This window comes from Cryobacterium sp. TMT1-2-2 (assembly GCF_004403505.1).
Lineage (GTDB): Bacteria > Actinomycetota > Actinomycetes > Actinomycetales > Microbacteriaceae > Cryobacterium > Cryobacterium flavum.
Genome location: NZ_SOGS01000007.1, coordinates 279933 through 306358 on the forward strand (window position 1 = coordinate 279933; position 26426 = coordinate 306358).

33 protein-coding genes and 1 tRNA gene are annotated in these 26426 nt (G+C 61.6%); 21 read left to right on the plus strand and 13 right to left on the minus strand.

What is annotated here, in order from left to right; translation table 11 throughout:
* The first annotated feature begins 8 nt into the window (after positions 1–8).
* From E3T35_RS06540 to E3T35_RS06550, 3 genes are read left to right on the plus strand one after another with little or no spacing between them, the layout of a single operon-like run.
* Positions 9–884, plus strand: a complete 876-nt coding sequence (locus tag E3T35_RS06540; protein ID WP_092339830.1) for a sensor histidine kinase — start codon at positions 9–11, stop codon at positions 882–884.
* 20 nt (positions 885–904) lie between these two features.
* Positions 905–1648, plus strand: a complete 744-nt coding sequence (locus E3T35_RS06545) for an AzlC family ABC transporter permease (protein WP_134378249.1) — start codon at positions 905–907, stop codon at positions 1646–1648.
* Positions 1645–1950 carry an AzlD domain-containing protein gene (locus E3T35_RS06550; RefSeq protein ID WP_134378187.1) on the plus strand — a complete coding sequence of 102 codons (306 nt, stop codon included), beginning with the start codon at positions 1645–1647 and terminating at the stop codon, positions 1948–1950. The genes E3T35_RS06545 and E3T35_RS06550 overlap by 4 nt, the downstream gene beginning before the upstream one ends.
* On the opposite strand, the gene def is transcribed toward E3T35_RS06550, so the two are convergent.
* Positions 1951–2523 carry a peptide deformylase gene (gene def, locus E3T35_RS06555; protein WP_134346790.1) on the minus strand — a complete coding sequence of 191 codons (573 nt, stop codon included), beginning with the start codon at positions 2521–2523 and terminating at the stop codon, positions 1951–1953. It abuts the gene before it with no gap.
* 40 nt (positions 2524–2563) lie between these two features.
* On the opposite strand from def, the gene E3T35_RS06560 reads away from it, so the two are divergent.
* The 5 genes from E3T35_RS06560 to E3T35_RS06580 all read left to right on the plus strand — a co-directional run bounded on the left by E3T35_RS06560 (position 2564) and on the right by E3T35_RS06580 (position 6617).
* A complete protein-coding gene (locus E3T35_RS06560; RefSeq protein WP_134346791.1) occupies positions 2564–3478 on the plus strand; it encodes a DMT family transporter in 915 nt (304 codons plus the stop codon).
* Between the two features lie 155 nt (positions 3479–3633).
* Positions 3634–4914, plus strand: coding sequence for a glycosyltransferase (locus tag E3T35_RS06565; protein WP_134346792.1), 1281 nt, complete (start codon positions 3634–3636; stop codon positions 4912–4914).
* Positions 4915–4947: 33 nt separating this feature from the next.
* Positions 4948–5021, plus strand: a tRNA-Ile gene (locus E3T35_RS06570).
* Between the two features lie 114 nt (positions 5022–5135).
* The gene (locus E3T35_RS06575; RefSeq protein WP_241987880.1) at positions 5136–5429 is read left to right on the plus strand and encodes a helix-turn-helix domain-containing protein; all 294 of its coding nucleotides are present in this window, start codon (positions 5136–5138) and stop codon (positions 5427–5429) included.
* 639 nt (positions 5430–6068) lie between these two features.
* Entirely contained in the window at positions 6069–6617 is a 549-nt protein-coding gene (locus tag E3T35_RS06580; RefSeq protein ID WP_166789856.1) for a site-specific integrase, read from the plus strand.
* Positions 6618–6710: 93 nt separating this feature from the next.
* On the opposite strand, the gene E3T35_RS06585 is transcribed toward E3T35_RS06580, so the two are convergent.
* From E3T35_RS06585 to E3T35_RS06600, 4 genes are all read right to left on the minus strand, one after another.
* The gene (locus E3T35_RS06585; RefSeq protein ID WP_134346794.1) at positions 6711–6947 is read right to left on the minus strand and encodes a hypothetical protein; all 237 of its coding nucleotides are present in this window, start codon (positions 6945–6947) and stop codon (positions 6711–6713) included.
* A 163-nt stretch (positions 6948–7110) separates the two neighbouring features.
* Positions 7111–7404, minus strand: a complete 294-nt coding sequence (locus E3T35_RS06590; RefSeq protein ID WP_134346795.1) for a hypothetical protein — start codon at positions 7402–7404, stop codon at positions 7111–7113.
* Between the two features lie 188 nt (positions 7405–7592).
* Positions 7593–8333 (minus strand): alpha/beta fold hydrolase, encoded by a 741-nt coding sequence (locus E3T35_RS06595; protein WP_134346796.1) that lies wholly within the window; start codon positions 8331–8333, stop codon positions 7593–7595.
* Between the two features lie 34 nt (positions 8334–8367).
* Entirely contained in the window at positions 8368–8823 is a 456-nt protein-coding gene (locus E3T35_RS06600; RefSeq protein WP_134378189.1) for an SRPBCC family protein, read from the minus strand.
* Positions 8824–9103: 280 nt separating this feature from the next.
* Here E3T35_RS06600 and E3T35_RS06605 point away from each other — a divergent pair, with 280 nt between their 5' ends.
* The 3 genes from E3T35_RS06605 (at position 9104) to E3T35_RS06615 (ending at position 11087) form a co-directional block, all read left to right on the plus strand.
* Complete coding sequence (locus E3T35_RS06605; protein WP_241988747.1) at positions 9104–9550, plus strand: hypothetical protein; 447 nt, start codon at positions 9104–9106, stop codon at positions 9548–9550.
* A 215-nt stretch (positions 9551–9765) separates the two neighbouring features.
* On the plus strand, positions 9766–10770 hold the full coding sequence (locus E3T35_RS06610) for a hypothetical protein (RefSeq protein WP_134378190.1): 1005 nt from the start codon (positions 9766–9768) through the stop codon (positions 10768–10770).
* Positions 10767–11087 (plus strand): PadR family transcriptional regulator, encoded by a 321-nt coding sequence (locus tag E3T35_RS06615; RefSeq protein WP_134346799.1) that lies wholly within the window; start codon positions 10767–10769, stop codon positions 11085–11087. The genes E3T35_RS06610 and E3T35_RS06615 overlap by 4 nt, the downstream gene beginning before the upstream one ends.
* A gap of 306 nt (positions 11088–11393) precedes the next feature.
* Here E3T35_RS06615 and E3T35_RS06620 read toward each other — a convergent pair whose 3' ends face one another.
* Together E3T35_RS06620 and E3T35_RS06625 are read right to left on the minus strand one after the other, a co-directional pair.
* Positions 11394–12170, minus strand: a complete 777-nt coding sequence (locus E3T35_RS06620; RefSeq protein ID WP_134346800.1) for a hypothetical protein — start codon at positions 12168–12170, stop codon at positions 11394–11396.
* Positions 12167–12541 (minus strand): PadR family transcriptional regulator, encoded by a 375-nt coding sequence (locus E3T35_RS06625; RefSeq protein ID WP_241987882.1) that lies wholly within the window; start codon positions 12539–12541, stop codon positions 12167–12169. The genes E3T35_RS06620 and E3T35_RS06625 overlap by 4 nt, the downstream gene beginning before the upstream one ends.
* A 479-nt stretch (positions 12542–13020) precedes the next feature.
* Between E3T35_RS06625 and E3T35_RS06630 the strand changes: the two genes are divergently transcribed.
* Positions 13021–13473, plus strand: coding sequence for a hypothetical protein (locus E3T35_RS06630; RefSeq protein ID WP_134346802.1), 453 nt, complete (start codon positions 13021–13023; stop codon positions 13471–13473).
* Positions 13474–13475: 2 nt separating this feature from the next.
* Positions 13476–13811: a transcriptional regulator gene (locus tag E3T35_RS06635; protein ID WP_134378191.1), complete on the plus strand. Its 336-nt coding sequence runs from the start codon at positions 13476–13478 to the stop codon at positions 13809–13811.
* Positions 13812–14031: 220 nt separating this feature from the next.
* Here the strand turns inward: E3T35_RS06635 and E3T35_RS06640 are convergent, their stop codons facing one another.
* Entirely contained in the window at positions 14032–14550 is a 519-nt protein-coding gene (locus tag E3T35_RS06640; RefSeq protein ID WP_134346804.1) for a GNAT family N-acetyltransferase, read from the minus strand.
* 1124 nt (positions 14551–15674) lie between these two features.
* On the opposite strand from E3T35_RS06640, the gene E3T35_RS06655 reads away from it, so the two are divergent.
* The 3 genes from E3T35_RS06655 (at position 15675) to E3T35_RS06665 (ending at position 17858) form a co-directional block, all read left to right on the plus strand.
* Positions 15675–15908 carry a helix-turn-helix transcriptional regulator gene (locus E3T35_RS06655; RefSeq protein WP_134378192.1) on the plus strand — a complete coding sequence of 78 codons (234 nt, stop codon included), beginning with the start codon at positions 15675–15677 and terminating at the stop codon, positions 15906–15908.
* Positions 15905–16450 (plus strand): hypothetical protein, encoded by a 546-nt coding sequence (locus E3T35_RS06660; RefSeq protein ID WP_134346808.1) that lies wholly within the window; start codon positions 15905–15907, stop codon positions 16448–16450. The genes E3T35_RS06655 and E3T35_RS06660 overlap by 4 nt, the downstream gene beginning before the upstream one ends.
* 313 nt (positions 16451–16763) lie before the next feature.
* Complete coding sequence (locus tag E3T35_RS06665) at positions 16764–17858, plus strand: hypothetical protein (protein ID WP_134378193.1); 1095 nt, start codon at positions 16764–16766, stop codon at positions 17856–17858.
* A 578-nt stretch (positions 17859–18436) separates the two neighbouring features.
* Here the strand turns inward: E3T35_RS06665 and E3T35_RS06670 are convergent.
* Positions 18437–19168 carry a Type 1 glutamine amidotransferase-like domain-containing protein gene (locus E3T35_RS06670; protein ID WP_134346810.1) on the minus strand — a complete coding sequence of 244 codons (732 nt, stop codon included), beginning with the start codon at positions 19166–19168 and terminating at the stop codon, positions 18437–18439.
* A 344-nt stretch (positions 19169–19512) separates the two neighbouring features.
* Here E3T35_RS06670 and E3T35_RS06675 point away from each other — a divergent pair, with 344 nt between their 5' ends.
* Entirely contained in the window at positions 19513–20013 is a 501-nt protein-coding gene (locus E3T35_RS06675) for an Rrf2 family transcriptional regulator (protein ID WP_134346811.1), read from the plus strand.
* Positions 20010–20765, plus strand: a complete 756-nt coding sequence (locus E3T35_RS06680) for an SDR family oxidoreductase (RefSeq protein ID WP_134378194.1) — start codon at positions 20010–20012, stop codon at positions 20763–20765. The genes E3T35_RS06675 and E3T35_RS06680 overlap by 4 nt, the downstream gene beginning before the upstream one ends.
* A 680-nt stretch (positions 20766–21445) precedes the next feature.
* Here E3T35_RS06680 and E3T35_RS06685 read toward each other — a convergent pair.
* On the minus strand, positions 21446–21916 hold the full coding sequence (locus E3T35_RS06685; RefSeq protein ID WP_241987883.1) for a hypothetical protein: 471 nt from the start codon (positions 21914–21916) through the stop codon (positions 21446–21448).
* Between the two features lie 386 nt (positions 21917–22302).
* Between E3T35_RS06685 and E3T35_RS06690 the strand changes: the two genes are divergently transcribed.
* A complete protein-coding gene (locus E3T35_RS06690) occupies positions 22303–22731 on the plus strand; it encodes a GNAT family N-acetyltransferase (protein WP_134346812.1) in 429 nt (142 codons plus the stop codon).
* Between the two features lie 104 nt (positions 22732–22835).
* On the opposite strand, the gene murJ is transcribed toward E3T35_RS06690, so the two are convergent.
* Positions 22836–24329 carry a murein biosynthesis integral membrane protein MurJ gene (gene murJ / locus E3T35_RS06695; protein WP_206750657.1) on the minus strand — a complete coding sequence of 498 codons (1494 nt, stop codon included), beginning with the start codon at positions 24327–24329 and terminating at the stop codon, positions 22836–22838.
* Between the two features lie 7 nt (positions 24330–24336).
* Here murJ and E3T35_RS20020 point away from each other — a divergent pair, with 7 nt between their 5' ends.
* A complete protein-coding gene (locus E3T35_RS20020; RefSeq protein ID WP_255575407.1) occupies positions 24337–24459 on the plus strand; it encodes a hypothetical protein in 123 nt (40 codons plus the stop codon).
* A 181-nt stretch (positions 24460–24640) separates the two neighbouring features.
* Positions 24641–25186 (plus strand): DUF6578 domain-containing protein, encoded by a 546-nt coding sequence (locus E3T35_RS06700; RefSeq protein ID WP_134378196.1) that lies wholly within the window; start codon positions 24641–24643, stop codon positions 25184–25186.
* Between the two features lie 20 nt (positions 25187–25206).
* Here the strand turns inward: E3T35_RS06700 and E3T35_RS06705 are convergent, their stop codons facing one another.
* On the minus strand, positions 25207–25746 hold the full coding sequence (locus tag E3T35_RS06705) for a putative immunity protein (RefSeq protein WP_134378197.1): 540 nt from the start codon (positions 25744–25746) through the stop codon (positions 25207–25209).
* Positions 25747–25788: 42 nt separating this feature from the next.
* Positions 25789–26322 (minus strand): tetratricopeptide repeat protein, encoded by a 534-nt coding sequence (locus E3T35_RS06710; RefSeq protein WP_134346816.1) that lies wholly within the window; start codon positions 26320–26322, stop codon positions 25789–25791.
* Between the last annotated feature and the right edge of the window lie 104 nt (positions 26323–26426).

Below are 26426 nucleotides of genomic sequence, written 5' to 3' on the forward strand. Positions count from 1 at the left end.
GGTCAGCAGTGGATTTCTCGCAACTTCTGGTACCAGCACTCGGCGTACTCTCCGGGGCGCTGCTCGTGCTGTGGGCCATCTCGCTAATTCGCTCACGCCGGGTACTGTTCGACCGCAATGCCGCCGAACGCGTGCGCATCGAACTGGAGCTCTCGCTCGCCGAGCAGCAGGGACGCTTAGCCATCATCCGCGAGCTGCAGGATGGCGCCGTGCTCACCATCGCCCGCCTTATCACCCGCGCCGAGGGTGCCCGCTACACCGCCGAGAGCGACCCGTCGACGGCTGTGCGCGCTGCCACGGCGCTCGTCGATGACGGCCGGGTGGCTCTCGCCGACATGCGCCGCGTGCTGACCATCGTGCGCGAGGGCGAGACCGTCGGCGCGCTCCAGCCCGGCCCGCAGTCGACCCGTGACCTGTTTCGGGTGATGCGCGACGCCGGGCTCGTGGTGAGTTTCATCGAATCGGGCGAACGCTTCGCACTCAAGGCGGGCGCCGAGCTCGCCATCTTCCGCATTCTGCAGAGTGCCCTCTCCAACGCGCTCAAGCACGGCGGCGTCGGTACCGAAGCTCGCGTGTCGTTCACCTGGACCCGCGACGGCCTGCAGCTGCTCGTCGACGACGACGGCATCCGTGCTGCAGCCCGTCGGGACGGCAAGGATTCCGGCGAGCAAGCCGCACGCACCCCGTACACGATCGAGGACGACCTCAAAGCCCTCAGCGAGAGCATTGCCGGCCCCGGCATCACGCAGATGCGGGAGCGCGCCCAGCTGTTCGGCGGCGTGTTCAACGCCGGAACGGTGCCTGGTCTGGGTTTCTCGGTTTCGGCTGTGTTCCCGTCACTGCGCTTTCACAACGGCGTGCACGGCGTCGACCTCACCCGGTGACCCCGGCACCCCTCCTCACCGTGCCTGCGTCCCACCCCGACGACGAGACACGCCAGCAACGCCTGGCCGTTCGTGAAGGTCTGGCCGTGGGGCTCGCGACCGCTGCCTATGGGGTGTCGTTCGGTGCACTTTCGGTCGCCGCGGGGCTCGACATCTGGCAGACCAGTTTCATTAGCATCGTCATGTTCTCCGGGGGCTCCCAATTCGCCCTCATCGGCGTGCTCGCTGCCGGTGGGGTCGCCGCCGGCCCGGCAGCCATCGCGAGCGCAGCGCTGCTCGGTGTGCGCAATGGCATCTACGGCATGCGTACCGCGCCGATCGTCGGCGCCGGCCTCTGGAAACGCCTGGCCGCCGGGTGGATCACCATTGACGAATCCACCGCGGTCGCTCTCGCCCAGCCGACACCGCACAGCCGCCGGGTCGGCTTCTGGGTCACCGGCCTGGCGGTCTTCATAGGCTGGAACGCGACCACCCTGATCGGCGCACTGATCGGCGATGCCCTCGGCGATACCCGGGCATACGGGCTCGACGCTGCAGCAGCGGCCGCGTTTGTCGGCCTGCTCTGGCCCCGCCTCAAGCGGATGCAGGCGGTCGCGGTGGCCGTCGCGGCTGCGGTCGTCGCCGCCACGCTCACCCCCGTGCTCATGCCGGGTCTGCCCGTGCTGGTCGCCGCCCTCGTGGCGGTCGTGGTCGGACTGTTCAACTGGCTGGGCGGGCCGACCGTGCCCGGCGGGGCATCCGCTCGAACGAAGTTGCGCTCATGACCCTGTGGCAGATCATTATTGCGGCTTCCATCGCCGTGCTCGCGCTCAAGCTGGCCGGCTATCTCGTGCCGCCGGCCCTGTTGCAGAAGCCCACGCCGTCGCGCATCGCCGACCTGCTGACGGTGGCGCTGCTGGCGGCGCTGATTGCCGTGCAGACGCTCGGCAGCGGGCAGGCACTCACCGTGGACGCTCGCATTCCCGCCGTGATCGTGGCGGCCGGGCTGCTTGCGATCAAAACGCCGTTCATCGTCGTCGTGATCGTGGCGGCGCTGGTCGCCGCGGGGCTGCGCGCGCTGATCTAGCTAGCCCTCGAGGTCGTCGATGCCGGGGGTCCAGCTCAGGCCGGGCACGCCCCAACTCTTCTTGCGTTCGACCTTGGCCGCCATTTTCGCATAGACGTGCTCCAGGCGATCCACATAGAGCGTGCCGTCGAGGTGGTCGTATTCGTGCTGGAAGATGCGGGCGAGCCAGCCATCAGCTCGAATCTCAAAGGGTTGCTGCTCGGCATCAACGGCCCGCAGAATGGCGGACTGGGATCGCTTCAGGGGAAAACGCTCGCCCGGAAATGACAGGCAGCCTTCGTCTTCGTCGACATCTTCGTCATCGACGGGCTCGGCCGACACCGGCGTGATCCACAGTTCGGGGTTGATTGCAACGCCGCGCCACGATACCTCGTCGTCGTCCTGGTAGCTGTAGGTGAAAATGCGCAGCCCAACCCCCACCTGAGTGGCGGCGAGACCGACCCCCGGCGCGGCATCCATCGTCTCGAACATGTCTCGAACCAATTCGCGCAAATTATCGTCGAAATCGACGACGGGAGCTGCGGGGGAGTGGAGAACGGGGTCACCTGAAATTACTATCGCGCGTACGGCCATTTCTCCAGAATATCGGCAAGCTTGTCGATAGGGTCATCAAGTGACCTCTGACCTAACCGATCTGGCGACAGAAATCGCTATCGATCCACGTCAGGCCATCGGAATTCCGCTGGCCTTGGTCGGTGCGGTTTTTCTCTCCCTCGGCGCTCAATTCCAGCACCGCGGCGTCACCAAAGTCGAGGCGCGCACCGAAGAGGTCACCGGCGGACTCAACGTACGCCAGCTGACCCTGCTGCTGGCTCGGCCGTCGTGGGTATTCGGTTCGCTCATGCTCGGCCTGGCCATCGTGTTCCAACTGACCAGCCTCGCCTTCGCCCCCATCATCGTCGTGCAGCCGCTCGGGGCAGTCGCCCTCGTGATCACCGCCGTGCTGAACGCGAGAGTCAGCAAAGTCAAACTCAATCGGGTCAGCATTATCGCCATCTCGATGTGCGTGGGCGGGGTCGGCCTGTTCGTCACCGTTGCCGCGTTCACCGCAGTCGACAAGCCGGTCACCGACCAAAACCTGGTGACCATCCTCTTCGTGCTTGCGGCCGTACTGCTGGCCTTTGGGCTCGCCTTTGGGTTTCTGCGCCGACGGTCCCAGGCGATCTTTTATATTCTCGGCGCCGGTGTGCTGTACGGATTCGTCGCCACCCTCGCCAAGGTCGTGATCAACCGCACCCAGCACGGCAACTTCGAGTGGCTGACCCTCACCTGTGTGCTCGGTCTGCTGTTGGCCGCAGCGCTCGGGGCCTACTTCGTGCAGAACGCCTACGCGTCCGGACCGCCCGATCTGGTCATTGCCGGGCTCACCGTCGTCGACCCGCTCGTCGCGGTGGGAATCGGAATCGTTGTGTTGGGTGAAGCCAGCCAAGCCCCACCCGCAGCCGCAATCGCCTTCGTCGTTGCCGGCGCGATCGCCATTTGGGGCGTCTTCCTGCTCGCGCGCTACCACCCACAACTCGATCGCTGACCTCCTGCGAATTTCGGCCGCCACGGTGCGGGGCGCCGCGCGGGTGGCACGGTTTAGAATAGGGTTCGAGTGCGCAGCGTCATTTCTTGCCGCGCGCACCCGAGATATCCTGCCGGACGATGATCCCCGGCCCAACAACGTAGGGACCACTCCACTTGTCAGATTCGACCGACTTGCTGAGCAGCCCGACTCCGGGCGATGCGCCCGAGAGCGCGACGGATGCGCCGACCGAGAAACCTCGGATTCGCGTGCTCATTGCGGCCGACACGTTTGCACCCGATGTGAACGGTGCGGCACGATTTGCCGAGCGGCTCGCTGCTGGCCTCGTCGCCCGCGGCCACGAAGTGCAGATTATGGCGCCGGCCGCGTCGCGCAAGCACGGCAGCTGGACTGAGATGCACGAGGGCCAGCCCATGGTGGTGCATCGCCTGCACAGCTGGCGCTGGTACCCGCACGACTGGCTGCGATTCGCCCTGCCTTGGCTGATTCGCGGCGAAAGCCGGCGCATTCTCGATTCGTTCCACCCCGATGTCGTGCACTTTCAGTCGCACATCAACGTGGGGCGTGGCGTGTCCATCGAGGCGGCGAAGCGCAACATCCGCTTGGTTGGCACCAACCACTTCATGCCGGAGAACATGGTGAAGTTCTCCCTCGTTCCGGTCGGTTTGCAGGATCGAGTCATCAAGGCCGCGTGGCGGGCAGCCCGCCGCACCTTCGGGCGCGCCGCAGCGGTCACGACTCCGACCCGCCGCGCCGCCCAGTTTCTTGAGAAATACACCGGCCTCACCGGGGTCTACGCCATCTCCTGCGGGATCGATGCCGACAACTACGCACCGAATTTTGAGCCGCGCACCGAGAACCGCATCCTCTTCGTCGGTCGCGTCACCGGTGAGAAGCAGATCGACGTCCTACTTCAGGCTGCAGCGCTGCTGTCCGCCGATCTCGATGCTCAAATTGAAATCGTCGGCGGGGGCGATCAGAAACGCAACCTGGAGCACCTGGCCGACACTCTCGGCATCCGCTCGCGTGTCACGTTCACCGGTTACGTGACGGATGACGAGCTGCGCGCCGCCTATTCGCGCGCCACGGTGTTTGCCATGCCCTCTGTCGCCGAGCTGCAGAGTATCGCCACGATGGAGGCGATGGCCTCCGGACTGCCCATTGTCGCGGCGGATGCCATGGCGCTGCCGCACCTCGTGCACGATGAGGCGAACGGGTACCTATTCAAGCCGAGCGACGCGCAGGATCTGGCCGACAAGCTGACCGTGGTTCTCACCGCGCCGCCGGATCGCCTGGCGGAGCTCAAGCGAGAGTCACTCAAGCTCATTGCCGCGCACGACATCAAGCGAACGTTGAACACATTCGAATGCCTGTATCGTGGGGAGCCGGTGAGCGATCTGGTCCCCAATGGGGCCTCGTCGCAGTCGCCCGAGTAGTATGCGTTGGTACAATCGTTGGTTGTGCCTTTTGGGGCGGTAGCTCAGCTGGTTAGAGCAGCGGACTCATAATCCGTCGGTCCCGGGTTCAAGTCCCGGCCGCCCTACTCGAAACATCGTTTGATCAGGGTTTCTTGTTCTCACCATAGGAGCAAGACTTGATGAAGTATCCGTTTATTATCCGTTTATTCAAAAATTCTGACCCCTCACAGCCACCTCTGATGGAGGTGCACGCCCGAGTTCGAGTGCTCTGGATCGGCCTCGCCCACCTGTGGGTTATGGACACTCACACCCTCTCTCGGCTCGGTCTCGAGCCTGTACTCACGACGAGCGAGCTCGCCGACTATCTCGGCGTGCACGTGCAAGCAATCTACGATCTCCGTAATGATGGCCGCGGACCGACCGGCTTTCGCGTCGGACGGGAGATTCGTTACCACGTATCTGATGTTCTCAGCTGGCTCGAGAGTCTTCGTGAGCCGGATCGGTTTCGCCGCGCTCTCGGATCCGATCTCTAATGGCGGGGCGACCACGCACACCCATCAGCACGGGTGGCACGATCAGAATTCGCAAGGTCAACCCCGGCGTGTTTCGAGCCGTGACCGTCTTTCGTGATTGGGACGGCCAGACTCGCAAGGTCACTACGACCAGCTCGAGTCGAAACGCTGCGCAAGCCGCGCTCAAGGTCGACCTGGCCGCACGGATGCGTGCCGGTGGACTCGACGACGCTCTGAACGCAGGGTCGCCGTTCCCGTTGCTCGCCGCCGCCTGGCTCGACGACGTCGAGCACGACGTTGACCGTTCTCAAGGCACCAAAGAGACGTATCAGCGTCAACTGGGAACACTGGTGCTGCCCTTTTTCGAGCACTTCACCATTCGAGAGGTGAGTGTCGGCCGGGTTGAGCGCTATCTCAAGCAGCAGCGCGAGAAGTCGTACACCCAGGCGAAGCGCTCACGCACGATCCTGGGCATGATCATGGCCTTCGCCGTTCGACGAGAGATCATTGCACGCAATCCCGTCACAGAGGCCTCGCGCATGAAGAAGCCTCCGCATACCCCCGAAGGCGCTGACGACAGAGCAGATAGCCGCCATCCGACTCGCGGCGCGCGAGTGGCGCTCGCAAGAGGGCAGGATGGGGCCTCGGCCCGACGGCCAGGTGCGCGACATCATCGAGGTGATGCTCGGTACGGCGACGCGCATCGGCGAGGTGCTCGCGTTTCGACGATGCGACGTCGACCTGAATGCTGATCCGCCGCAGGTGAGCGTGAGCGGAACGATCGTCGTTCATAAGGGGGCCGCCGTGCACCGCCAGGAGCACCCCAAGACGCACGAGTCGAATCGGATCATCCCCGTGCCGGAGTTCGCGGCCGACGTGATTCGCCAGCGACTGGCGCTGCTCGATCCCGACGACCCAGAGCACCTGCTGTTCTTCTCCCGAAACAACACCCCGCTGACGCCGTACAACGTGAGGCGCACCTTCAGGGGAATGCTGCGGAATGCCGGGCTCGAGGGGATGGACATCACTCCGCATTCGTTTCGCCGCACGGGCGCGACGTTGCTTGCCAACGAGCTCGGCATGCAGGCAACGGCCGACATGCTCGGGCACACGTCCACCTCGACGGCGAAGGCGCACTACGCCGAGCCCGACCGTACTGTCAGGCCCGGCCCTGCCGCAGTCCTGCAGAAGCTCGCGCCGCCCAAGTGAGGTGTCGCAGTAGGGGAACCCCTTGCGGGACGGCATTCTGAGGCCAATTCACAAAGAGGCTAAATTCTCAGATTCGATTCGATTCCCGTCGGACTATGGTCCGGGATTTTTGCTTCCAGACCGAGCCGGCAGGATCAGGCACCAGACCCGGACGAGAAATCGGCGGGCGAAGAAAAGCAGCGCCAGCAGCCCGACAACGATAGGGATGGCAATTGGCCAAGCGGTGGTGAATACGAGAATCAGCGCAAGAGCTTCGAAGCCGATCAGCGAGGCTGCCCCGACATACATCGCAGCTGCGAGGTCATTAAGTTTCCACCAGGCGCGCGTCAAAAATTCTTGCGTTCGCCTCGCGTGCACGTTCCGGTGTGGATCTAGTCGCGGCTCTTTTGATGTCGCTAGCATTACTTCTCCTACAGATAGCGGCGCACAGTTGTATCTGCCGGCCGACTACCAAAAGAGAGGTGCACGATGAATCGACGTGCTCCATCAAGGGTCAGGCGACGGGCGTCTGACTTGTGGGCGCGCGCGGCATAGGAGTGCCTCTGCCACATCGCGTTATTTGTGGTGTGAAGTGCGAACGCGGCGGAGCTCCCCCGCTTTTCGTGGACGACGCGCGCAGGTCGAATTCCCGCGCCACAACGAAAACCAACAGGGCCACGATCACGGCGAGGCTCAAGAGAATTCCGACGGCGACCATGATGACGAAAACCTGATGACCCAACGTCAGATGCGGGCTGGCAACAACGAGCGCAAAATGGCAAATCATGTAAAGTTCTTGCAGCACCATGCCCCCTCACGCACTTCTCTTACCGCTCAGCGTACCCGTCACGGCCTGGCACACAGGCGTCCGTAGCCGGAACCCCCTACGGGACAGGGACGCGACCCCGTCTCTTAGCGATGCTGTTCTGCGGCCCCACGGTTAGTGGTCCGCGACGAAGAAGCGGTCGGGAGCACGATTCTGTGCACTGGATGCAGCTACTGCAGTGCAAGCCAAGCGGCAACGCGAGGGTTGAACCAGTCTGGGCATTCCAGTGGTATTCCATGGCCACGGCCAGGGACAATTTCCATGTCGCTGCTAGGCAGGGCCGCGTGAATGATCTTGGCGGAGTCACGCATCAGGGCGCGCTCCCGGCTGCCGACCATTACGAATGCTTGACCGTGAAACTCTGACCACGTTGGCGGTACCGCGAATCGCATGTTGTCACCGACTGCGGCGAGCAAGGTGGTTTTGGTGATGTGAGCACTCGTGTCGATGTACTCTTCCATCAACTCTGCCGGTACAAACAACTCCCGGGCCTGAAGTCGGGCGAACCTGCGATTTTGCGCTAAGGGTGCAGCGGCCCCGAGTGCGCGAAGGGTGAGCCCGGCAAAGGGCATCGCTTTTGCCTGGGCGCTGACTATCATCACGCGATCTACGAGTTCGGGGTACTGAGATGCGAGTTCGATGGTGAGCTGTGCGCCCAAGGAGAATCCGATGACTGCCGTGGGATTCGAACCGCCACGCACCAGTAACTGGCTGAGAGCGTTTGCCGTCTCGGTGTGGGATTGATACGGCTCATCGGCACTGTGACCATGGCCCGGAAGATCGGGCACGACTACTTTGTACGTCGCTTCGAGGGTTCGTCGAAGCGAGGTCCACATCCACCCTGCTACTCCGCCACCGTGTAACAGAAGCACCGGAGGTCCGTCTGAGGGGCCGAATTCACTTACATGCACGGTGTACCTGCTCGCATGAAGGCCGTTGAAGCAATCAACCCGAAACGTCGGGACGATCGTTCACGTCCCGTGATCTGGTGCGCTCCTGAGCCTTTTCTGCTCGGCGCTGCAAACGATCGAGCCTCAGACCGGGCACAGTCCGAAAGGCACCGGCAAGCATGCGAAAGACTGCTCCGCTGTGAGTGATGGTGTGGGTCACCTCGGTCTTGTGATCAGCAACTGAAACGAGTTTCCAGGTCCCGGTTTCATGCGCCTGTAGTCCGTCCAGGCGCCAGACGACGCAATCCGTAGACACCTGTTCGTAAGTGATCGTGGGTGAACCAGGCAGTTTGGCTCGAATCGGATAGTGCTTGCCAAGCAGCGCAACCGGATCGACCGCTGTGACAGAAAGTATCGCGGGATTCCATTCCGGCAGGCGGCGAATATCGGCGAGAATGCTCGCAATCGTCGCCCTCGATGCATTGATGACGCGACTTTCGATGTATTCCATGATTCGCCCCGTGCTCTTGCCCGTAGAAATTCCTCAAGAACGGATGCTCGCGCCCCCAGTCACAGCCTAGGGCCACGTCAGACGGGGCCAGGTTTACGCTCACCAAGTCCGACGCCGAACGCGCCCGGAGAGCTACGCCTAACCGAACTATTGCACGCAGGTTCCGCACATCAATTGGGCTCTCTGGTCACTCGATCGACACGTCCCGCTCTAGTACCGAATGGGCAACGCCTTGTGAGATCCGGGATACTGGTGAGGCTACTGAAATGGGGAGGGCATTATGGTTTCATCCGAGGTTCCCGCTGAGATGATGGGAATACGAAGCACTTTTCTCAAGACGGTTGTGTCGCTGGCTCTTGGCATCGTGATGGGAGTGTTGACCTACTACGTCACTGTCCTGGCGGTGACCGCTCCGTTCCCGAGCAACCTCACGATCAACCCTCTGACTTTGGCCATGAGCGCTATCGTCGGTGCACTCGCGGTCGCCATCGGATGGCACCGGCCGCTTGTTGGACTGACTGCCGGCATCGTCATTATCGCGGTCGTGGCGTGGGCTGTAACGTGGGCGGCAACCGGACGAATCGTATATTCTCCGGCCAATGCCACTGGAATGAGTCCTTTCAACGCAGTGGCATTCGGTGCGGTCAGCGTGGCTCCGATCTTTGTCGGCGCCACAATGGCCACCGTTTCCGCCCTCAGGCTGCATTCTCCCCGGACCGGTAGCTAGAGAAGTATCTGCGCAGCACGCCGAGCTGTCGCGCCCGAACGCCGGACGCCCACTGCGACAGATATGAGGCCAAACCACCCGGCGGCCGAGTGCGCCGACATAGTGTCACACGGGAACCCCAGGCGGGACGCTGGAGCTCGCGCAGGCTTGCAGTCACTCTGATGAGTGTGCTTGTATCTAGATACAGTTGCGATCTAGATAGAGGATGCTTGATCATGAGGAATAGAGATATCTGGCCTGAGACCGACCAGGCGTGGGTGACGCGCTATCGAGCGTCGATGGCGGGCAAGCATGTGCCTGCCATTGCCCTCGACGAGCGCGAGCGCGAGCTGCTCAACGCGGTCCGGGAAGCAGATCTACCCGCGGCCCATCTTTTCGGCGATGCCCCCACGCTCGCAGCGGAAGATGTTCTCGAACTTGCTACCACCGCTGAAGCGGTGCGAACATCTGAAGGCGGGGGTCCGCACCACGCCGTGAGAGACGCTGGCGGCACCTTGCTCGGCATGGGCGTTGTCTCGGTGTTGCTTCTTGCTCTTCGCAGTGGTTGGTCTGCTGACCTCAACATTGCGCACCTCCTGGTGGCGGTCAGCGTCGCAGTTCCGTTCATGGGCTGGATTGCCGCTCGTGCATTCTTCTCGGCGGGACGATCCGTCGCAATGACGGGTGTGCTCGTGACGGCAGGCGTCATTGCCCTGGCCGGCATCGCCTCCGCAGTTGCTCTGGGCAACGATCACATCGTGGCCCGCGCGGTGCCCGTCCCGATCTTGGGCCTGGCACTCATCGCCCCGGGCATCGTCATACTGGTGCGGGCGAGCCGGATGCAGCGCCAGGTTCTCCGCACGAGTTGGGACGACTCTGACTGGCTGCGACGCCTGCGGGGTGGCCTTCGCGCGCGATTCGTACCAGCAGACATCGCGCGTGGCCATGTCTCGGAAATCCAGCAGTCTCTGGCCGTCAGTGACAAATTAGCTTATGAGGAATACGGGCACCCGCTGGTGTTGGCTCGTGACATTGCCGACGCCGATCGAACGTCACGGTTACGTCTCTGGTGGCTGTGGATCCTTGCCGGTACCGGATCGCCCCTCGTCGGCACCGCCCTGGTCGTCACTGCGCAGAGCTGGGGTAATCTGACGATCCCCATCGCGAGTCTGCTCTTGCTCAGTTCCATAGTCACCCCTCTCGTAGGTTGGAGCCGCCGACCGTGGGTGCAGCAGCGATGAGCACCGCCGCCTGGCAGCGCGCCTCCCTTCCGATGCTCATTCTCAACGTTCTCTCGGTCGCACCACGCCACGGATACGGCATATCTCAATCGCTCGCATCCGCCGGACTGCAACCCATCAAAGGCGCGCAACTGTATCCCGCGCTCGTCCGACTCGAGGACGAAGGAGCAATCGCCGCCCGGTGGGAGCAAAGCGAGTCTGGTCCTGCCCGCAAGGTCTATGAGCTCACGGCGACCGGTCATGCGCAGAGGGAGGCGCTGCGCGGTCTCTGGTTAGCCTTCATAGACGCGGCGGAAGCCGTGGGCCGCGCAGACTGATTCGAGGAATTCCGGACTCTCATCGGGATGGAGGTGAACGCCGTGCGTTGCTTCTACTTCCTCGCTCGGGGATTCTTGCGACGCTGCCGGTCGAGTTCCACACCCGCACAGGGAATCCCTCACGGGACCACGCGTTCTCCTTGTGATCTCAAGCCGCCGCATCACGACCGCGACGCGTGTGGCACACGATGCGCTCGACCGCGCTGATTGGACACACCTTGGACTCTGTCGTTGCCCACCCGCCTCGGCCTGTAGCGAGTTGGGATTACACGATTCCGTGTTGTTTAGGGACACCCCCGCCGGGTTTCAGCGAGCTAGGGTGTCCATGAACAGCTCCAGGGCGCAGAGGATGACACTCACGATGACGAGCAACCAGTTGGTGGCGACCAGAAATAGCCGGACGCCGATAGATATCCGTGGCGTGTCGGCCGGCGCGGAGCCGGGTGGCACGATGGGGTCAGCCTGATAGGAGTGGTGAAACTGGGCCCACAGAGGCGGGGCGATGAGTAGCACGACCGCCGCAATGAAGACCGGTAGCGCGGGAACACTGAACACGATCCGGTCCGCTGACCACAGGGATAACAGCACAAAAACCAGCGTAGTGACAAGCCCAACTGCCGCCCCCTCAATGAACGCTCTGCCCTTCCCGTGCGAAACTATCCGGACGATTATGATGGGGAGGATTCGTGGCAGGAACGCAATTATCGCGAGCACTGCGATCGTAATCAGAACCACCCCGAGCCCGAATGTCACGTCTGTCTGATGCCTGAGCGGAACGACCGTCTCTATGAGCGCCATCAGCCCGAGCAGGCCAAGCCCGCTGCGCAGGGTGGCACCCCACACCCCTTTTGCGGCATCTGCGGTTGCCGGAAGGCTCAGCTCCGCGGCGTAGTAACGAGCGCTGCCGAAAGATTCTTCCGCTAGTGCCCCGGAGTCGGCCAGAAACTCGCGCGCGGTCGCCACGGCGTCGCCGATCCGCGTTCCATTGACGTCGAGCAGGCGCAGCTCGATGGTCAGGCCTTCCAACCACTTCTCGTTTTCGGTGTCGCGGTCGTGTGCGTCGCGAATATTGCTGGTCGTCATGATTTAGCCGTCTCCGTGGTCAGTGCGGTGCTGCTTGTGGGTGTGTTGTCGAGGTGCGCCAGGACCGTGCCCGTAAAATCGCGCCAGTTGGCGGTCTGGGTTGTCAACTCGTCGCGTCCGGTATCTGTCAGCGACAGATATTTCCGCTCGGGGCCGCCGGCGCCGACCCGCCACTCGACAGCGATCCAGCCGGCCACTTCATAGCGAGTCAGCAACGGATACAGCGTGCCGCCTTTGATCGTGCCAAATCCGTTCTCTTCCAGCGCGGCCGCGATGGCGTACCCGTAGGTCGGGCCGGCGGCGAGAGTGCGCAGCACGCACAGGCCGAGGGCTGCCCGCATCCAATCGCTTGACCACTGTTTGGCGCCCATGACTTTCTCCTCCAACGCTGCACGCATAACTACATAGTGTCACTATTTAGTCAGACTATCTACTCGTCATTCGCGCGCTGGAGCCTCTTCCCTGAGCCGCGCCCGCGGTCGACCCCCAGCGCACCCCGAGCGGCCGGCATCGCGGACAACTTCTACGCGCTTTAAATGACCCCGAAGGACCTTGGATGTCATGGGCGCAGAATAATAATGGGGAATTACGCTGGCCTGTATCGTGAAAGCTGGATAAAAGTTCTGCCGCAAGCCGAACCCTCGGCGGGACACTAAAGCTTTTGGAGCGGACAGCCGTTTTCCACGGGCACTACAGGACGTTGATCGTCGGGCCCATCAGGAATTAATAGTGAAGCACAAGGTGCGGGAGACCATCGAGACTCTGATCCCGCAGTGCGCTTTCCGTTGCGGAAAGTGCTAGGTTTTCCGTAAAGGAAAGTCCGAAGCAGAAAGTGGAAAGTGGAGTCACGATGCAAAACGAAGAACAGGTCCCAATCTCTGCAGGCGATGCATTAGCATCCGCTCAAGCAGCAGAAGGTGCCATGCGGCGGCGCGCCCGCTCGATCAGGCCATCCATCGCCATCGTCGGACTAGCCAGTGGCGCGATTACCGCCGCCGTTTTACTCCCACAAGAGGTGTCATTCGTCGTTGCAGTCGTCGCGTTCATTGCCATAATCGTTTCGGCCTGGCTCTTCGAGCGTGCTGGAGTTCGCCGCCTCCTGGCCCAGCCAGGTCAGCATCTTGCAGGGCGACTGATCCTTGTCGGCGTGATGGTGCTGGTCCCGATCGCCGGAATCCTCATTGGAACGTACACAGACTACTTCTGGGCCGTCGTGGGGTTGGCGATCGCAGTGCCACTGGTGATGATTGCGGTTCCCTGGTGGTGGGAGCGAGATCTTCATCGCACAGCAGTAGGAACGTAACGATGCGCGCGGCATTCGATGAAGTGATCCATGCACCCAACAGGCTGCGCATAACGGCCGCGCTGTCGGCCGTCGAGAGCGCGGACTTTTCCATCATCCGTGATCTGCTGGGTGTCAGCGATTCCGTTCTCAGCAAGCACGTGAAGCCGCTGGGTGAAGCGGGCTACGTCAACATCACAAAGACCGTCATTGATTCCCACATGCGGACTTCTCTCGCCCTCACCACGAAGGGCCGGAAGGCCTACCGGGCGCACATAGCAGCCTTGCGAGAAATCACCGCAAATATGGGCGAGGCGGACACGAACAGTGGACAGGTCTCGGGACATCCGCGACCGTGATCCAGCATCACTAGAACAAATTACCCCGATCGTGGTCAACCACAGCGCAAACTGCGACCCAAGCCAACTGCGAAAAGTTCAACGTGGCTCCCGCGATCCGTCCCAAGAGGTCCGTCCCACGTTCCATAGGAGGGACGCTGAACGACACAGATTTAGGGCCACAGCACCCGTCGGCCGATTTCGCCGACGCTGTGTCACAGAGGAACCCCTAACGGGCGCTCTAGGGTTGCTGGGATTCCCAGCGAGTTTCACCATCCTTCTTCGATGAGGTCGCGTGTAAGGCTTGATTTTGCGCCACCTTCATGGAGGCCTGATGATCGGGATGAATGTGCGCTGTGAGGCGGCAGACTTCGTTTGATCGCAACCAGGCGATCATCGCTTGAGCGGCCTCAGAAGCGATTCCTTGCCCTTGCCAGTCGGGTGAAATGACCCAAGCGATGTCAGCCACGAGACTCGACCCATCGTCTTCGACGGTTGCCTGTACAAATCCCACCGGCTTCCCGGAGTCTAGCTGTGTGACAACCCAGTTCAACCACCACTGCGAACCATCATCAGAGTGCCCAACGGCCTGCGCGGCATAGCGTTTTTCCAACACCGTCAGAGACGGTATTTCTCCGCCGGTGTATTCATAGAGCGCAGGGTCGGCCAGAACCTCGATCATCGAAGGCGCATGCTCCACCGACAGCGGTTCCAACAAAAGTCGCACAGAAGCAATGGGTTCAGTTGTGGGCCAGTCCATTCTTTGACAATGGCAGAGTCCTGAGGTCTTCGTAAGCCGAACCTGCTACGGGACGGGTACGGCACGGAAAAAGAGAGAGTCCGTTTAGCGACCCTGCTGCCGAATATAGAAACAGTCAGGGAACCGAGTCGAGGCGGCCTCCCATCCGTCGGCGGCCGAGGGTAAAGCGCGCGGTGAAAAGATGGAGACGCGTGCGACCTCCCATGAGCCTTCATCCCGTTCGAGAACATGTTCGCCGTGCAGGGACCGGACTAACTTCCAGCCCCGTCGCCCAGCCGCGTTTATGTGGTCGACTTCCTCGGCGCGCGATACTGGACCCACAATCCGAGTGGCTTCGGTGTTAGCAACGGGGGTGTTGCGACGGCTATCGAAACGCTGCTGAGCTGCCTGCCGGGACGTTCCTAGGGCTTTGCCAATCTTCGCCCAACTCAGTCCCGATTCCTGGGCTGATGCCACGGCTTCAGATTGCAGCTGCGCAGCAACGCGTGCCAGGTCCCCGAAGACAGTGACCGAGTGCAATAGGAAGTCAGGGGATTGATCCTCGTCACGGTTACTGAGGGCTACTCCTCTGTCGGCTGCAATTTTGGACAACTGTACCGACAAGGCAGCGTCGGCTGCTCCGGTCATCGTTCGTCGTCGTCCGCTGGGCGCCAGGAATCCGATCGCGAAGCTGCTTTGGACTTCTGGATGAAAAATGAGACGAGTCCAATTAGGCCAGCAATTAGAGCGATCCAACCAGCTACGCCCACGATGAAACTGGGGAGCCCAGCGCCTATGAACGTCGCAAACAATACCAAGCAGATGCCAAAAGCCAAGAGGGCCCAGAGGGCGGTTCGCGCAGTGCGAATCTTTGTCAACGAGTTCATGCGTCAAGGATACATTGACATTCAGCCTACCGTCAAGGCGACGTTGACATTATGGGGTGATCTCCGGCTGGACACATCCCCACGCCGTCGCTTGAAAATATCGAGGACGGCGTCCGGTTGCGACTCGGAAGGGCAACCGTGAGCGCGGCTATCTGTTGGAGCGTCTAGCGCGACCAGCGTCGAAAAACGCTCTCCCGCAGCGCACCCAGATGACAATGATACTTGACATTAGATGTCAATGATCCTTAACATATGTGTATGTGTCCCCACGATTCCGCTTCCGCCACGGCGAACCCGGTGCGGGAGCGCCGCAAGGAGCGGCGGATCACCCAAGCCGAGCTCGCCGAGCAGGTGAACGTGAGCCGGCAGACCATCATCGCCGTTGAACAAGGCGACTATGCCCCATCTGTGTATCTCGCGTTGCGGATCGCCCGTGCCCTGGGTGGGACCGTCGAAGAACTTTTCACGAACGAGACAGGAGCTGACACATGACGCGCAGACGAAACTTGCTGGACCGATGGACAGAGCGGGTCATGGACCTCGACAGCCCGGCATATGGCGACGAACGCGAACGCGCCGTGTCAATGGAGTCGAGTGCCTTCGGACTGACGGCCGGGCTCTACGTCGGACTCTTGGCAGCCCTCGTCGCCTCACTTTTCGGGCTCATTCTCCTGCCGGTTGTCCTGCTGGTCGTGACCGTCGTGCCGTCGGTCGCGGCCTTGTGGTATGCGAGTCGGCGGAACGTCAACCTCCAGAAGCTCGCCGAGAACGCTGGCGCCCGATCGACAATGGTCGGCATCATGATCTACGGCGTCGCGATGGTGCTGACCTTCGCCGCGATGACCTACACGGTACTCACGGGGGAGCCGATGCTGCCCACGCCATCGCTCGAGGTGACCCCAGGCGAGGGGTTCTTGGGCGGAATGGCCCAGGGCGCGGTCATAGGCGGAATGATCGGCGGGCTCGCCGCCATCGTCGGAGGTGTCCGCTCTTTCCGGCGGGTGAGCCGCCGACGCACGGGGCAAGACCGCTGAACGCTGTCCCGGTGCCGATGCTCGTTGCGCTCGCTTATACGAAACGGGCGAGCCGCAAGCGAGCTCCGCCATGCTCCAAACGGGAACCCCGTCCGGGAATCGGACCGTGATGTCTTGGAGATGGATCGACTAGGTTTCGTTGTGGTTATTACGCGTCGATGCGTCGTCCGCGGTGCAGAACGGGAGAGACAGCTGCTCTCCGGAGCGATCCGCGAGCTGGTGGCCGGCGGTGAAGTCATTATCTACTGTGACGAGCAAGCGGTGTGCGACTGCTTTGTCGACTCGGTGGCTCTCTGACGGGATAATCAGGTGCATGTTGCACATCATCCCGGGCGGGTCAGCCCTCACATCCGAGCAGGCAAAGATCCTTGATGACGAGTTCTTTCAGGCACGTCCGCTGGCCTACTTCTCCGCGCGAATATCGGCACTTCTCAGTGCAAGCAGCGAGCAGAACGAGGTCACTGCCGGTGACGCGGTTGGGTTTCTCAAGGCGCTTGGCGATCTGGAGCTGGCGAATATCTTGGAGCACGGGGACAGCGACCGAGACCTCCAAGTGGCACTCGATTCTGTTTCGGTTCGCCACCATGCAGCAGAAGCGCTTATCCGAATGCTTCACGCGGTGGTCGTCGCAAGGCCTCGAACCGGGGACGCTGCTTGCACTTGGGCCACTCTCACCGACGGCCCTATTGGCCTTCATGAGGTGACAGATGAGCTGGCAGCCGCGATGAACTCAGACGTCGGTGCATTTGCAAAAGCGTTCCTTCCACCTAAATCGGTGCAGAGTGCGGCTGATATTGAGGCGTTTGGGGTGGCGTGGGCTTGGGTACTGCGGGCAGCGCAGCTCCTTACAGACAACGAGTTGACTGTAAACGCGGCCCATAACAAGTTGAAGCACGGCCTCGCAATCCGGACACGGGATGACGTGCGCCTAGAACTGATGACGGGTCCCGGACCCGGTGAAGACGGAGAAGTTCCCCTGAGTAGCTTTGGCCCCGGCAAATCCATCGTCATTTTCGACCGTCCGTTGGTCACATATCTCGCGCGGCCGTATCCACCCCGGAAGCAGGGGCTCGAAGCGACGTCGCTGCGTGTCGATCCGCCTGCGGTCCTGGCGGAAGCATGGATGATTTCGTGGGTCTATGCATCGGTGTTTCATGTCGCGGCTGCGCGCCATGGCAGCACGACTGATGGATTGCCGGCACCGTACCCAGCACCCCGAACTGGGCCGACGCCGGCGCAACTTCTCGAGAATTCAGGTGCGGCAGCCCTTGGTTATCGCGGCTCGGTGACGACGGCAACCGACAGCTCGTTGAAGCCACGCCCGTCGGGGATTTTCTTCCCGGGGTTCTTCCAGTCGATGACCATCGATTTTGCGGGCGCGACAGCGGCCACGGTGGTGGACGGATAGTGAGCGTTCACCGGCAGACACCAGTCGGCAGCACCAGTGAACCTGCCGCCACGAATCCCCGATAGCCAGCCTTTTCGGCCGCGTCCAGCGTTGATTAGTCCCGCAACCGGATCACAGTTGTGTCCCAGTGGCCTCCGGAGCGACCGCGTGGCGTTAGCAGGATTGCGATGGTCACGGGCTCAGAATCAACACTTGACTCGCAGTGTTCATGATGAAGCAGCATCGCCCGTACTTTACCTATCGCCCGCGATAGCTCGGCGAGTCCGCTCGCGGCCATGAAGCTGAGCGACGCCTGCCCGTGACGCGGTGAAAAGAAGATTTTGCTCTCGACGCGGAAGTCGCCGCGCGCTCCAGTCTTCTCGCTCACCCGTTCCATGAACCCGGCCAGCACACCTCCGACACTGGGTAAACAGATTCTGTCGTTACGCGCGCGCTGCTCCGCCGTTCCGCAAGCCGGACGACCAATGCGACAGATCTAGCGCTGATCCATATAACTGCCCAATGCCCTGAGGCCGTGTCAGAGAGGAACCCCTTACGGGCGCGGAACCCGTCGGAAAAGGTACCGCCACTGGACGAGATTAATTCGCCCTCCGAATCGAACTTGTGACTTGCCCATCAGATGCTTCGAACGTCCACGCATTGCCACCCCCGACGATCCTGATGCTGGCAGGATCGTGGAGCGTTGTGACAACCGCCGTGTTCTCGTCAATGGCAACGACCCGATCAGCGAGACCATTGACGACTACGGAGAGTGCGCGACCGAGGGTTCCGGCCTGGGCTGCGTGAACGTCGACCGTGAATGGGACCACGCCAAGGCCAGCCTTCAGCGTTATCTCCGCGAGCCCTTCCGCCCATTCTTCGGTGCAGACTTCTGTTCCATTCATCGTGTACCCCCCAATCAAGGCCACCTTCGGTGCGATCATCGCGCCCGCCGAAAACCCGATGTAGGACGCTCCTTGTACGATCGCCCTCGCGATCGCGTCGATCGATGTCTGGAGAGCATTCAAATAGGCGGGTGTCGGGCCGCCTGCGACAAGGATCGCATCGACGTCATCGAAGCTGGCCGATTCCACCTGTTTGTCACGGCAGACCAACACTGGTCGGATTTCGCACGGCATGCGGCTTTCGAGCGGTGCTGTGTAGGCCGGTAGAAAGTGCGTCGCGCTTCCTCCCTCGTCAAAGATAACGACGACGATTTTCGGAACCCGGTGTCTCGTCGCTCCTCGCTCAAGTACCTCGTCAACAAACTGGTCAAATATCTCGGAGGAAGTAGCGGTGTCCGGGCCGCCTCCGACAAGGAAGATACTCACGGCTGCCAACTTATCGGTGGCGACAGATGCTGGGACGCAAACGAGGAACGCGCGACGGCTAGCTCGTCGCAGGTGAGGAATTCGACCGGAGTCAGCGACCTGAATCGGCTTGGTCACTGCCCGTAAGCCGAACCGTCTACGGGACTTGGATTCTGCGAATCCGAATCGTTGTTGGCCCGATGCTGACGCCGCCGTGGATCAATCGGGCTGCGGCGAAGGCCGTGCGAGGGCCGCGATCACGCCGACAGCGCCCGAGAGAAGGAACGGTTCACTGAAGAGTGAACCCCTTGCATCGACCTGCTTCAATCTGGATATAAAATGTCCAGGTTGATAGGCTCGACATCATGCAGCTTCCAAAAGGGGTCGAGTGGGCCGCGCATTGCCTTGTCGTCTTGGAACGATTGACCGAAGATCACCCTGTCGCAAATTCGACCTTGGCGGAGGTCTATGGCCTCTCGCCGACCTACTTGAATAAACATCTCCAGGCTCTGACACGGCACGGCTTGCTGATTTCGATGCCCGGATCGGCCGGAGGATTTACGTTGTCACGTCCCGCATCTGAGATCACTCTTGCTGACGTCGTTGAAGCGCTCGAAGGCGGTGGACCGATATTCCGATGCACGGAAATACGGTGCGACGGGTTGTTTCAACCGCATTCTGCCGAGATTCGCGCGAGTGGATCGTGTGCCATTGCGGCCGCGATGTGGACGGCCGAGCAGGCGTGGCGACATAGCTTAGCCGCCGTTTCGATCACAGATCTCGTCCAAGGTGTCGACGCAGTCAGCAGCAAGAATCTGAACGAATTCGTTGAGAATAAGAACGTGAAAGTTGGTCCAATTTTATGAAGATCGCAGTGTTGGGAGCTACCGGAACCGCCGGCACGCGCACGGTAAACCTACTTGCGAAGAAGGGCATTTCCGTGGTTGAAGTGTCCCGTTCGGCTGGCGTAGATCTAATCTCCGGCAAGGGACTAAGTGATGCACTGCGCGGAGTCGATGTGGTGATCGACGCCTCCAATACGTTCCCCCAGGACGCCATGATGGGACTGCACGAGGCGCTCACCACTGCGACTCAGAACGTTGTAAAGAATTGTGTCACTCAAAGAGTAGGCCACCTGGTGTTTCTATCCATCGCCGGAGTGGAAGACCCCGTTTTTGACGATTTCCCCTACTACGCGGCAAAGCGCGCACAAGAAGAAATTGTTGCAGCGGGCCCAATTCAGTCGACCATCGTGAAGTCCACGCAGTGGTATGAATTCGCGACAAACCCCTCGGCAGTCTCCTTTCTGGACAGCGAAGTGCTTGTCCAGGACTGGCTCATTCAGCCGATCGCTGCTGACGCTGTCGCAAAGGTCCTTGTGGACACGGCCCTCAATGCGCCGGGTTCGGTCGTCAAGACCATCACCGGGCCCGAGCGGATCCGACTTCCTGAACTCACCTCCCGGGTACTAGCCCGGAGCGGGGACTCGCGGCCGGTGCGGTCAGCCAGCCCCTCGTTAAACGCGCTCTCTGAGGGGGTGCTGCTTGCTCCTACTGAAGCCACAATATTGGGACCGGATATCAACACCTGGTTAGCGTCGCTGCCCTCGGCGGGGTAAGCGCCATGTTCGACCTGAAGCACTCCGCACACCCGCTGTGGCCATAGTCCGAGAATGGGGCCCTCCGATTCATTCGATGTGCCCGAAAGCCGGACGACCAGCGGGCGCGTTGAAGCGTAATTCCGCTCAAGTCGATTCGCTGAGCAAGTCGCCCGCAACGGGAACCCCCACCGGGACGATCTGACGTGAAACCGAACGCGAACGTCACCTCGGCCCAAAGCCGTTCCCATCTGACACTCCGCGCCCACGTGGTCACTTAGTATTCGAGAAGCAGGACAATAACGCCCACGGTGTACTTTTCAAAGAGCGTCGACAAGCGATGCCGACTGTCGCGGTTTACCGTCCGGTGAACGTCCCGCTTAATGCCGAGGGCGGCGCTGGTTTGGTCGGATGTCATCAGGGGTGACGCCGGTATCGAACAGCTTCGAAGCAAACACCTCCTCCGCGTAACCGCGCCGGGAGCGGACGAGCGCCCCAGCACGTCCGCTGCCTTGCGGTCTTTCGGCCCGGCTGAAATCCGAACGCGAGGCCTACCGGAGGGAACTGAGCCAGCTCCAACTCGCGCTGGCCAAGGCGCAGGGTGAGAACTTAGAGCTCAGACGGCGCCTCGCCGGCCACGAGGATTAGGGCTAGAGATATGAGGAGCGGCCCGGCAAGCGGCCGCATTCGGCGGAGTGGAACTAACCACCCGGCCCGGTCGGATCGATCGGCGCACCGTCGCCATCCTCAGGTAGGTCTCCGCGCTCCACCGGTTCGCCCGGGGTCTTGGGAACGTCGGAGAAGAGCAGTTCGAGTTCCGCATCCGATGGCACGTGCACTTTCTTCGCGGCTGTCAGAAGATTCGCTGGCGACGCGTCGTTCATTCCGGATACCCAGATCAGCGCACCGTCTCGCACCGCGACGTACTCGTGGATGCCTCCAGCCGACCGATGCCAGACGCCATCCTCATTGGCACACGTCACCGCTCCGCCGGGCGTATCCCAAAGGGGTGTCGCAGCACACGACGCTTCCGTGAGTTCCCCGGAATCGCTACGGATGGTCAGCATCGCACCCGTGCTGCTGTTGAACCAGGTAGCCGACATCCCGTCTGCAGCACCCGGCCCGACCGACTGCGGTGCGAGATCGTAGCCGTCCACCTCAGTCGTGTACACGAGTTCAGGAGTGATACCAACAGCTCTCGCGAGCTCGGCGATCGAATCCAGGCTCGCCGAATCCGCGCCCGTCGTCGACGCGCATCCAGTGAGAGATACGCAGACGGACGCCATAGATGCAGCCACGGCTAATGTCCACGCCCTAGGAAAGCGACCAGATCGACGCAAGAGCACCCCCTCCTTCGGTCACGGCTGTGCTTGGCGACTCTGCCAATCGCCAGCTCGTACAGTGTGAGTCTACGGTCCGGCCTACCCGGCCGGGGCATGCGCCGACGACGCGCAACAGAAGAGCGCGCACAGGGGGGATACGGGGAGTCTGCACGCCCCATCACGAACCGTCAGCGGGACATTGCTTGGGCCCGCATAGACGTGTGACAGCATGTCCCATGCCCACCTTTACCTTTTCCGAGTCGAAGCACCTCCTGCGACATGATCTCGTTGGTCTCTATTCAAGCGTCGGGTGGACGGCGTACGCGAGCGACCCAGATGCCCTTGTCCGTGCGCTGGAGCAGTCGTCGTACGTCCTGACGGCGAGGAACGCGGACGGCGAACTTGTGGGATTGGCCCGCGTCGTCTCCGACGACAGCACTATTTGTTATCTCCAAGACATCCTTGTGAGCCCCAGTCAACAACGCGCCGGCCTCGGCAAGGCCCTGGTAGAAAAGGTCCTGGAGCGCTACGTCCACGTTCGACAGAAGGTACTTCTAACCGATGACGAATCTGGCCAGCGCGCATTCTACGAATCCCTGGGCTTCGTCGAAGGAAGTGACTTCAGCCCGACTCCTTTGCGTACTTTCGTTCAAATCGGGGGCTAAGAGCAATCGCTCGTCTTCGAGAGGGGAACCCTCAACGGGATTCCCGATGGAAGCTTACGCATCTGAGAATGGCGGTCGGATCGCGGAAACAGTTCTTGCTGCGGCTACCGCCGGAGATCTTTGATTGTACGGTCGCCCAAGAGCCAACTGATCCCGACAAACACCCCGCTGACGATCGAGGATGCAAGGAGGAAAAGCAGGGCGTGTCCGATGAAGCTGGCTGGCGTGCCGATGATCGTCGTCGTGGCCAGCCCGGCTGCGGCGCTGATCATTGCCGTGGCCAAGAGCCGGGTCAGACCCCACACCGCGGCCGGCTCGGAGTCGGGTTCGTGTCCGCGTTTTCGGAAAGTTCGTCGGAGTAGGACGTGAGCTGTCGACCATCCGGCAATGTTTGCGATCGAGATGCCGGCGGCGATTCCGATCACGGTCAGCTGCGGGGGCAGCAGGATCGCCGCTGCCAGCGCACCGGCTGCAGATAGCACGGCGATGGTGAGTTGTGTGATGAACGGGCCTCGGGCGTCTTGCAGCGTGAAAGATGTCCGGTTGAGGACGTAGGCCTGGCTGAAGCCGACGAGGCCGACCGCCAGCACCTGCAAGACGTGGCCGATGAGGGGCGTGCCGAAGATCGCCTCAGTCAGAATCGGCCCGACAGCGACGAAAACTGCCGCGGCGGCGAGTGACACATACGCGACAGGTCGGAGCGCGAGATTGGAGAGGGACTCGACTTCAACGAAGTTGTTGCGTGCGGCCGCCCCGCTCATGCGTGTATAGAGGGCCGTGGTCAATGACACGGTCACAATTCCATGGGGCAGAAGTATTAGCAGGTATGCGATCGAGAGGGAGTTCAGGCTTGGCCCGTCGATGCCTAATTGGTTGAGTGACTCTCCGGCGCTGCTGGCTACGTTCGCCGTCACCAGGTAGGCCACTTGACTGGCAAACACCCCGCCCAGAGTCCAGCCGGCCAGCGAGGACATGTGGCCGAGACCGGCAAAGCCCCATCGGAAGCGCAGACGGAAACCGATGCAACGCAGCGGAATCAGCAACAAAAGGGACTGGACGGCGATGGCCAAGGTCGCGGCCCCGCTGAGGACCGCGACCATCAGTGGGGTCCACGAGCCAGCGTCACCCAGTCCGGAGGGCAAAGCGACGAGGAACACCAGGATGCCGCCGATGCCAAAGACGTTCGAGATTGCAGGTGCCCAGGCTGGGGCACCGAACACGCCGCGCGCGTTCAACACCTGCGACAAGACGGCGAAGGCGATGAGAAAGAAAATTTGCGGCAGGCACCAATACGCCATCGACGTAGCAAGCCCTAGCCACGGCGCGGACCACGTCGTGGCGTAGATCCAGACGATGCCCGGCGCACACAAGGTAAGAACGACCGTGGCGCCAGCCCCGCCGATAAGGATGATCGTCAGAAGGCGGTCAGTGTCTTCCTGACCCGCGGGGCCAGCGTGCAGGTTCCGAACGATCTGGGGAACAAGTACGGCGCCGAGGACGCCGCCGGCGATCAAGGCGAACAGATAGGTCGGCGCCGAGTTCGCGATTTCAAACGTTTGACCAGCGACGGCCGTACTTGTTCCGCCGATGGCGGCCACCAGTAGAATGGCCTTCGCAAAGCCCAGCGCCCTGGAAACCAGAGTCGCCGCCATCATCGAGCCGACTGCTCCACGGGCGCTCACCGTGAACGACCTGAACCAGTGCTTCGCTGTCGACACCCAGCACTAGATTCCCCCATTGGTCAACATTCCCACAACTCCGTCCCGGTGCCACACTGCCGCAATTGCCCAAACCCCGTTTTGAACTGTTTCTCGGGGGAACCCTGAGCGAGACAGCTGCAACGTTCCGGTCGTGGATCCCTTAAAGCGCAGGCCGAGTCGCTGTTTGGGCGTTGGGCTAGCGTGGGGTTATGACGCGCGTGTGGCTGACGGAATGGGAATGGGCGTGCTGCGGCGATGCTTTTGCCATCGGCGATGGGGTGGACTTCGGTATCGAGACGCGAACGCCGCCTGCTGGTCTCGCTGACATGCTCGGACCGGAACTCATGGCCACGGTGGACGCGATGGAGTCGCACCATGAGGAAGAGTTCACCGATCGTGTGCGCGGCAGGGTCCTTGCAGTGCACGCGGTCACGCAGGACGTCATCGAGCGTCGGTCGCTACGTCGGCCCGGCCACGGCGCGCCGCCCGAATCGATCATGCCGGCGGACGGCGACGAGTGGCCGATGGTTGGCCGCGACCTCGGTAATGGTGCGTTCCTGGGGACTTTGCCCTCTCGATACATGATCGAGATCGTGCCAGTTGCGAATACAGCGATGTTGGCCCCGGCTCAGGGCGTTCGGCTGCGCATCGATGAGGACGCCGAACCTGACGTCGAAGAGTTTGCTGTCCTACCGCCCGAGCAACACCGACGCTCACTGGAGGGCTGGCTCGTCGACGTCCAGGAGTATCCGTAAGGTGTCCGCTCGCGGAACCCTCAGCGGGATTTGCGTAGCTTGGAGTCCAACTTGCTCATAAGGTGATCGACGCGACTCTTTCCCGTTGGTGCGTTTGGATAACGGCTGAGAACATCAATCAGGCCTGGGGTGGCGTGGTTTTTGGCTCGCTCAACGAAGTTGTCGCCAACCTCGGGATTGTCACCCGCGACCAACTCAGCGATACGCGCTGCACTTGCGGGACCGCGCAGGATGTGACTGACCTGAGTGGCTTTCGCAATTGGGTGCAGGTAGGCGGCGGCTGCGGCGTCGCCCGCGGTGCGCGCGGCAAGTCGTCCTGATTCGGTGGCGGTTTCTTGTGCGGCGCGGTGTGCGTCTGAAGCTGTGACACGCTGCAGGTTGGTCCTTTTTGCGCCGTTGACAAACTCCCACGCAGCGTCGACGGCCGCGCGTGGCCGAGGGTCATCTGGATGGGCGGCCTCAAACACCGGAAGCACTTCCTCTGCTGCCTCCACCACAAAGCGTGCCACGACTCGCAGTTCGTCCATGGTCAACTCGAAATCGCCGGTTCCCACAGTCATGATCCAATTTTCTCATTTCTGCGAAGCCCAGAAGGGGAACCTCTACTGGGCTTTCGTCACATCCGAAGTATCCGGGGAGTCGAGGGCAATGAGGTACGCGGCATTACCGCGGATCGCCGCGTCGTAACGCGTGACTTCCTCAGACTGGAAGCGGTCCGCGATTAATTCAAGCACGTACCCCAAGGCCGCACTCGGGCGGCCTGCCGCGTGAAGAGTGAGTGCCTCAAAGATCGCCAGCGATTCGGAGTCGGGGAACTCGGTTCGGGCACGAGCGAAGACAGCGACTGAAGCGTTGATCCTGCCGAGATTGCGGAGGGTACTTCCGTACTGGAGATAGCATTTGCGCAGCATGTCGCCGTGGAGACCGTTGCCGAGCGCATGCTCGTAGTAGCCGAGGGCTGCTTCTTCTTGGCCAGCAGTGTCGTATGCGCCGCCAACCTCGTACAGCACCGACGGTTCCTCGGGATACTCGTCGAGGATTGTGAGTAGGGCCCGGATGGTGGGTTCCATATCGTCGCGATCTCGGGCCGTAAAAATAGTGGCGAGATCGAATTCGAGGCGGTTGTCAGATGTCATGGTTCCTCACGGGGCTTGACCGGTCCGGCCGGCGCAGGACAAACGCAATTCTATTGACCGGGACTGGTTACGACAGTCGTGTCCGAAAGCCGAGCCTCTTACGG

Bases quoted from the DNA above. Each gene is read 5' to 3' on its own strand.
- E3T35_RS06700 (WP_134378196.1), top strand. From the start codon at position 24,641: ATGACGCGCGTGTGGCTGACGGAATGGGAATGGGCGTGCTGCGGCGAT.
- E3T35_RS06680 (WP_134378194.1), top strand. From the start codon at position 20,010: ATGAAGATCGCAGTGTTGGGAGCTACCGGAACCGCCGGCACGCGCACG.
- E3T35_RS06625 (WP_241987882.1), bottom strand. From the start codon at position 12,541: ATGGGCGCCAAACAGTGGTCAAGCGATTGGATGCGGGCAGCCCTCGGC.
- E3T35_RS06600 (WP_134378189.1), bottom strand. From the start codon at position 8,823: ATGGAATACATCGAAAGTCGCGTCATCAATGCATCGAGGGCGACGATT.
- E3T35_RS06675 (WP_134346811.1), top strand. From the start codon at position 19,513: ATGCAGCTTCCAAAAGGGGTCGAGTGGGCCGCGCATTGCCTTGTCGTC.
- E3T35_RS06710 (WP_134346816.1), bottom strand. From the start codon at position 26,322: ATGACATCTGACAACCGCCTCGAATTCGATCTCGCCACTATTTTTACG.
- E3T35_RS06615 (WP_134346799.1), top strand. From the start codon at position 10,767: ATGAGCACCGCCGCCTGGCAGCGCGCCTCCCTTCCGATGCTCATTCTC.
- E3T35_RS06640 (WP_134346804.1), bottom strand. From the start codon at position 14,550: ATGGACTGGCCCACAACTGAACCCATTGCTTCTGTGCGACTTTTGTTG.
- E3T35_RS06605 (WP_241988747.1), top strand. From the start codon at position 9,104: ATGGTTTCATCCGAGGTTCCCGCTGAGATGATGGGAATACGAAGCACT.
- E3T35_RS06630 (WP_134346802.1), top strand. From the start codon at position 13,021: ATGCAAAACGAAGAACAGGTCCCAATCTCTGCAGGCGATGCATTAGCA.
- E3T35_RS06575 (WP_241987880.1), top strand. From the start codon at position 5,136: ATGGAGGTGCACGCCCGAGTTCGAGTGCTCTGGATCGGCCTCGCCCAC.
- E3T35_RS06635 (WP_134378191.1), top strand. From the start codon at position 13,476: ATGCGCGCGGCATTCGATGAAGTGATCCATGCACCCAACAGGCTGCGC.
- E3T35_RS06590 (WP_134346795.1), bottom strand. From the start codon at position 7,404: ATGGTGCTGCAAGAACTTTACATGATTTGCCATTTTGCGCTCGTTGTT.
- E3T35_RS06660 (WP_134346808.1), top strand. From the start codon at position 15,905: ATGACGCGCAGACGAAACTTGCTGGACCGATGGACAGAGCGGGTCATG.
- E3T35_RS06665 (WP_134378193.1), top strand. From the start codon at position 16,764: ATGTTGCACATCATCCCGGGCGGGTCAGCCCTCACATCCGAGCAGGCA.
- E3T35_RS06655 (WP_134378192.1), top strand. From the start codon at position 15,675: ATGTGTCCCCACGATTCCGCTTCCGCCACGGCGAACCCGGTGCGGGAG.
- E3T35_RS20020 (WP_255575407.1), top strand. From the start codon at position 24,337: ATGGCCTTCGCAAAGCCCAGCGCCCTGGAAACCAGAGTCGCCGCCATC.
- E3T35_RS06620 (WP_134346800.1), bottom strand. From the start codon at position 12,170: ATGACGACCAGCAATATTCGCGACGCACACGACCGCGACACCGAAAAC.
- E3T35_RS06705 (WP_134378197.1), bottom strand. From the start codon at position 25,746: ATGACTGTGGGAACCGGCGATTTCGAGTTGACCATGGACGAACTGCGA.
- E3T35_RS06690 (WP_134346812.1), top strand. From the start codon at position 22,303: ATGCCCACCTTTACCTTTTCCGAGTCGAAGCACCTCCTGCGACATGAT.
- E3T35_RS06610 (WP_134378190.1), top strand. From the start codon at position 9,766: ATGAGGAATAGAGATATCTGGCCTGAGACCGACCAGGCGTGGGTGACG.
- E3T35_RS06550 (WP_134378187.1), top strand. From the start codon at position 1,645: ATGACCCTGTGGCAGATCATTATTGCGGCTTCCATCGCCGTGCTCGCG.
- def (WP_134346790.1), bottom strand. From the start codon at position 2,523: ATGGCCGTACGCGCGATAGTAATTTCAGGTGACCCCGTTCTCCACTCC.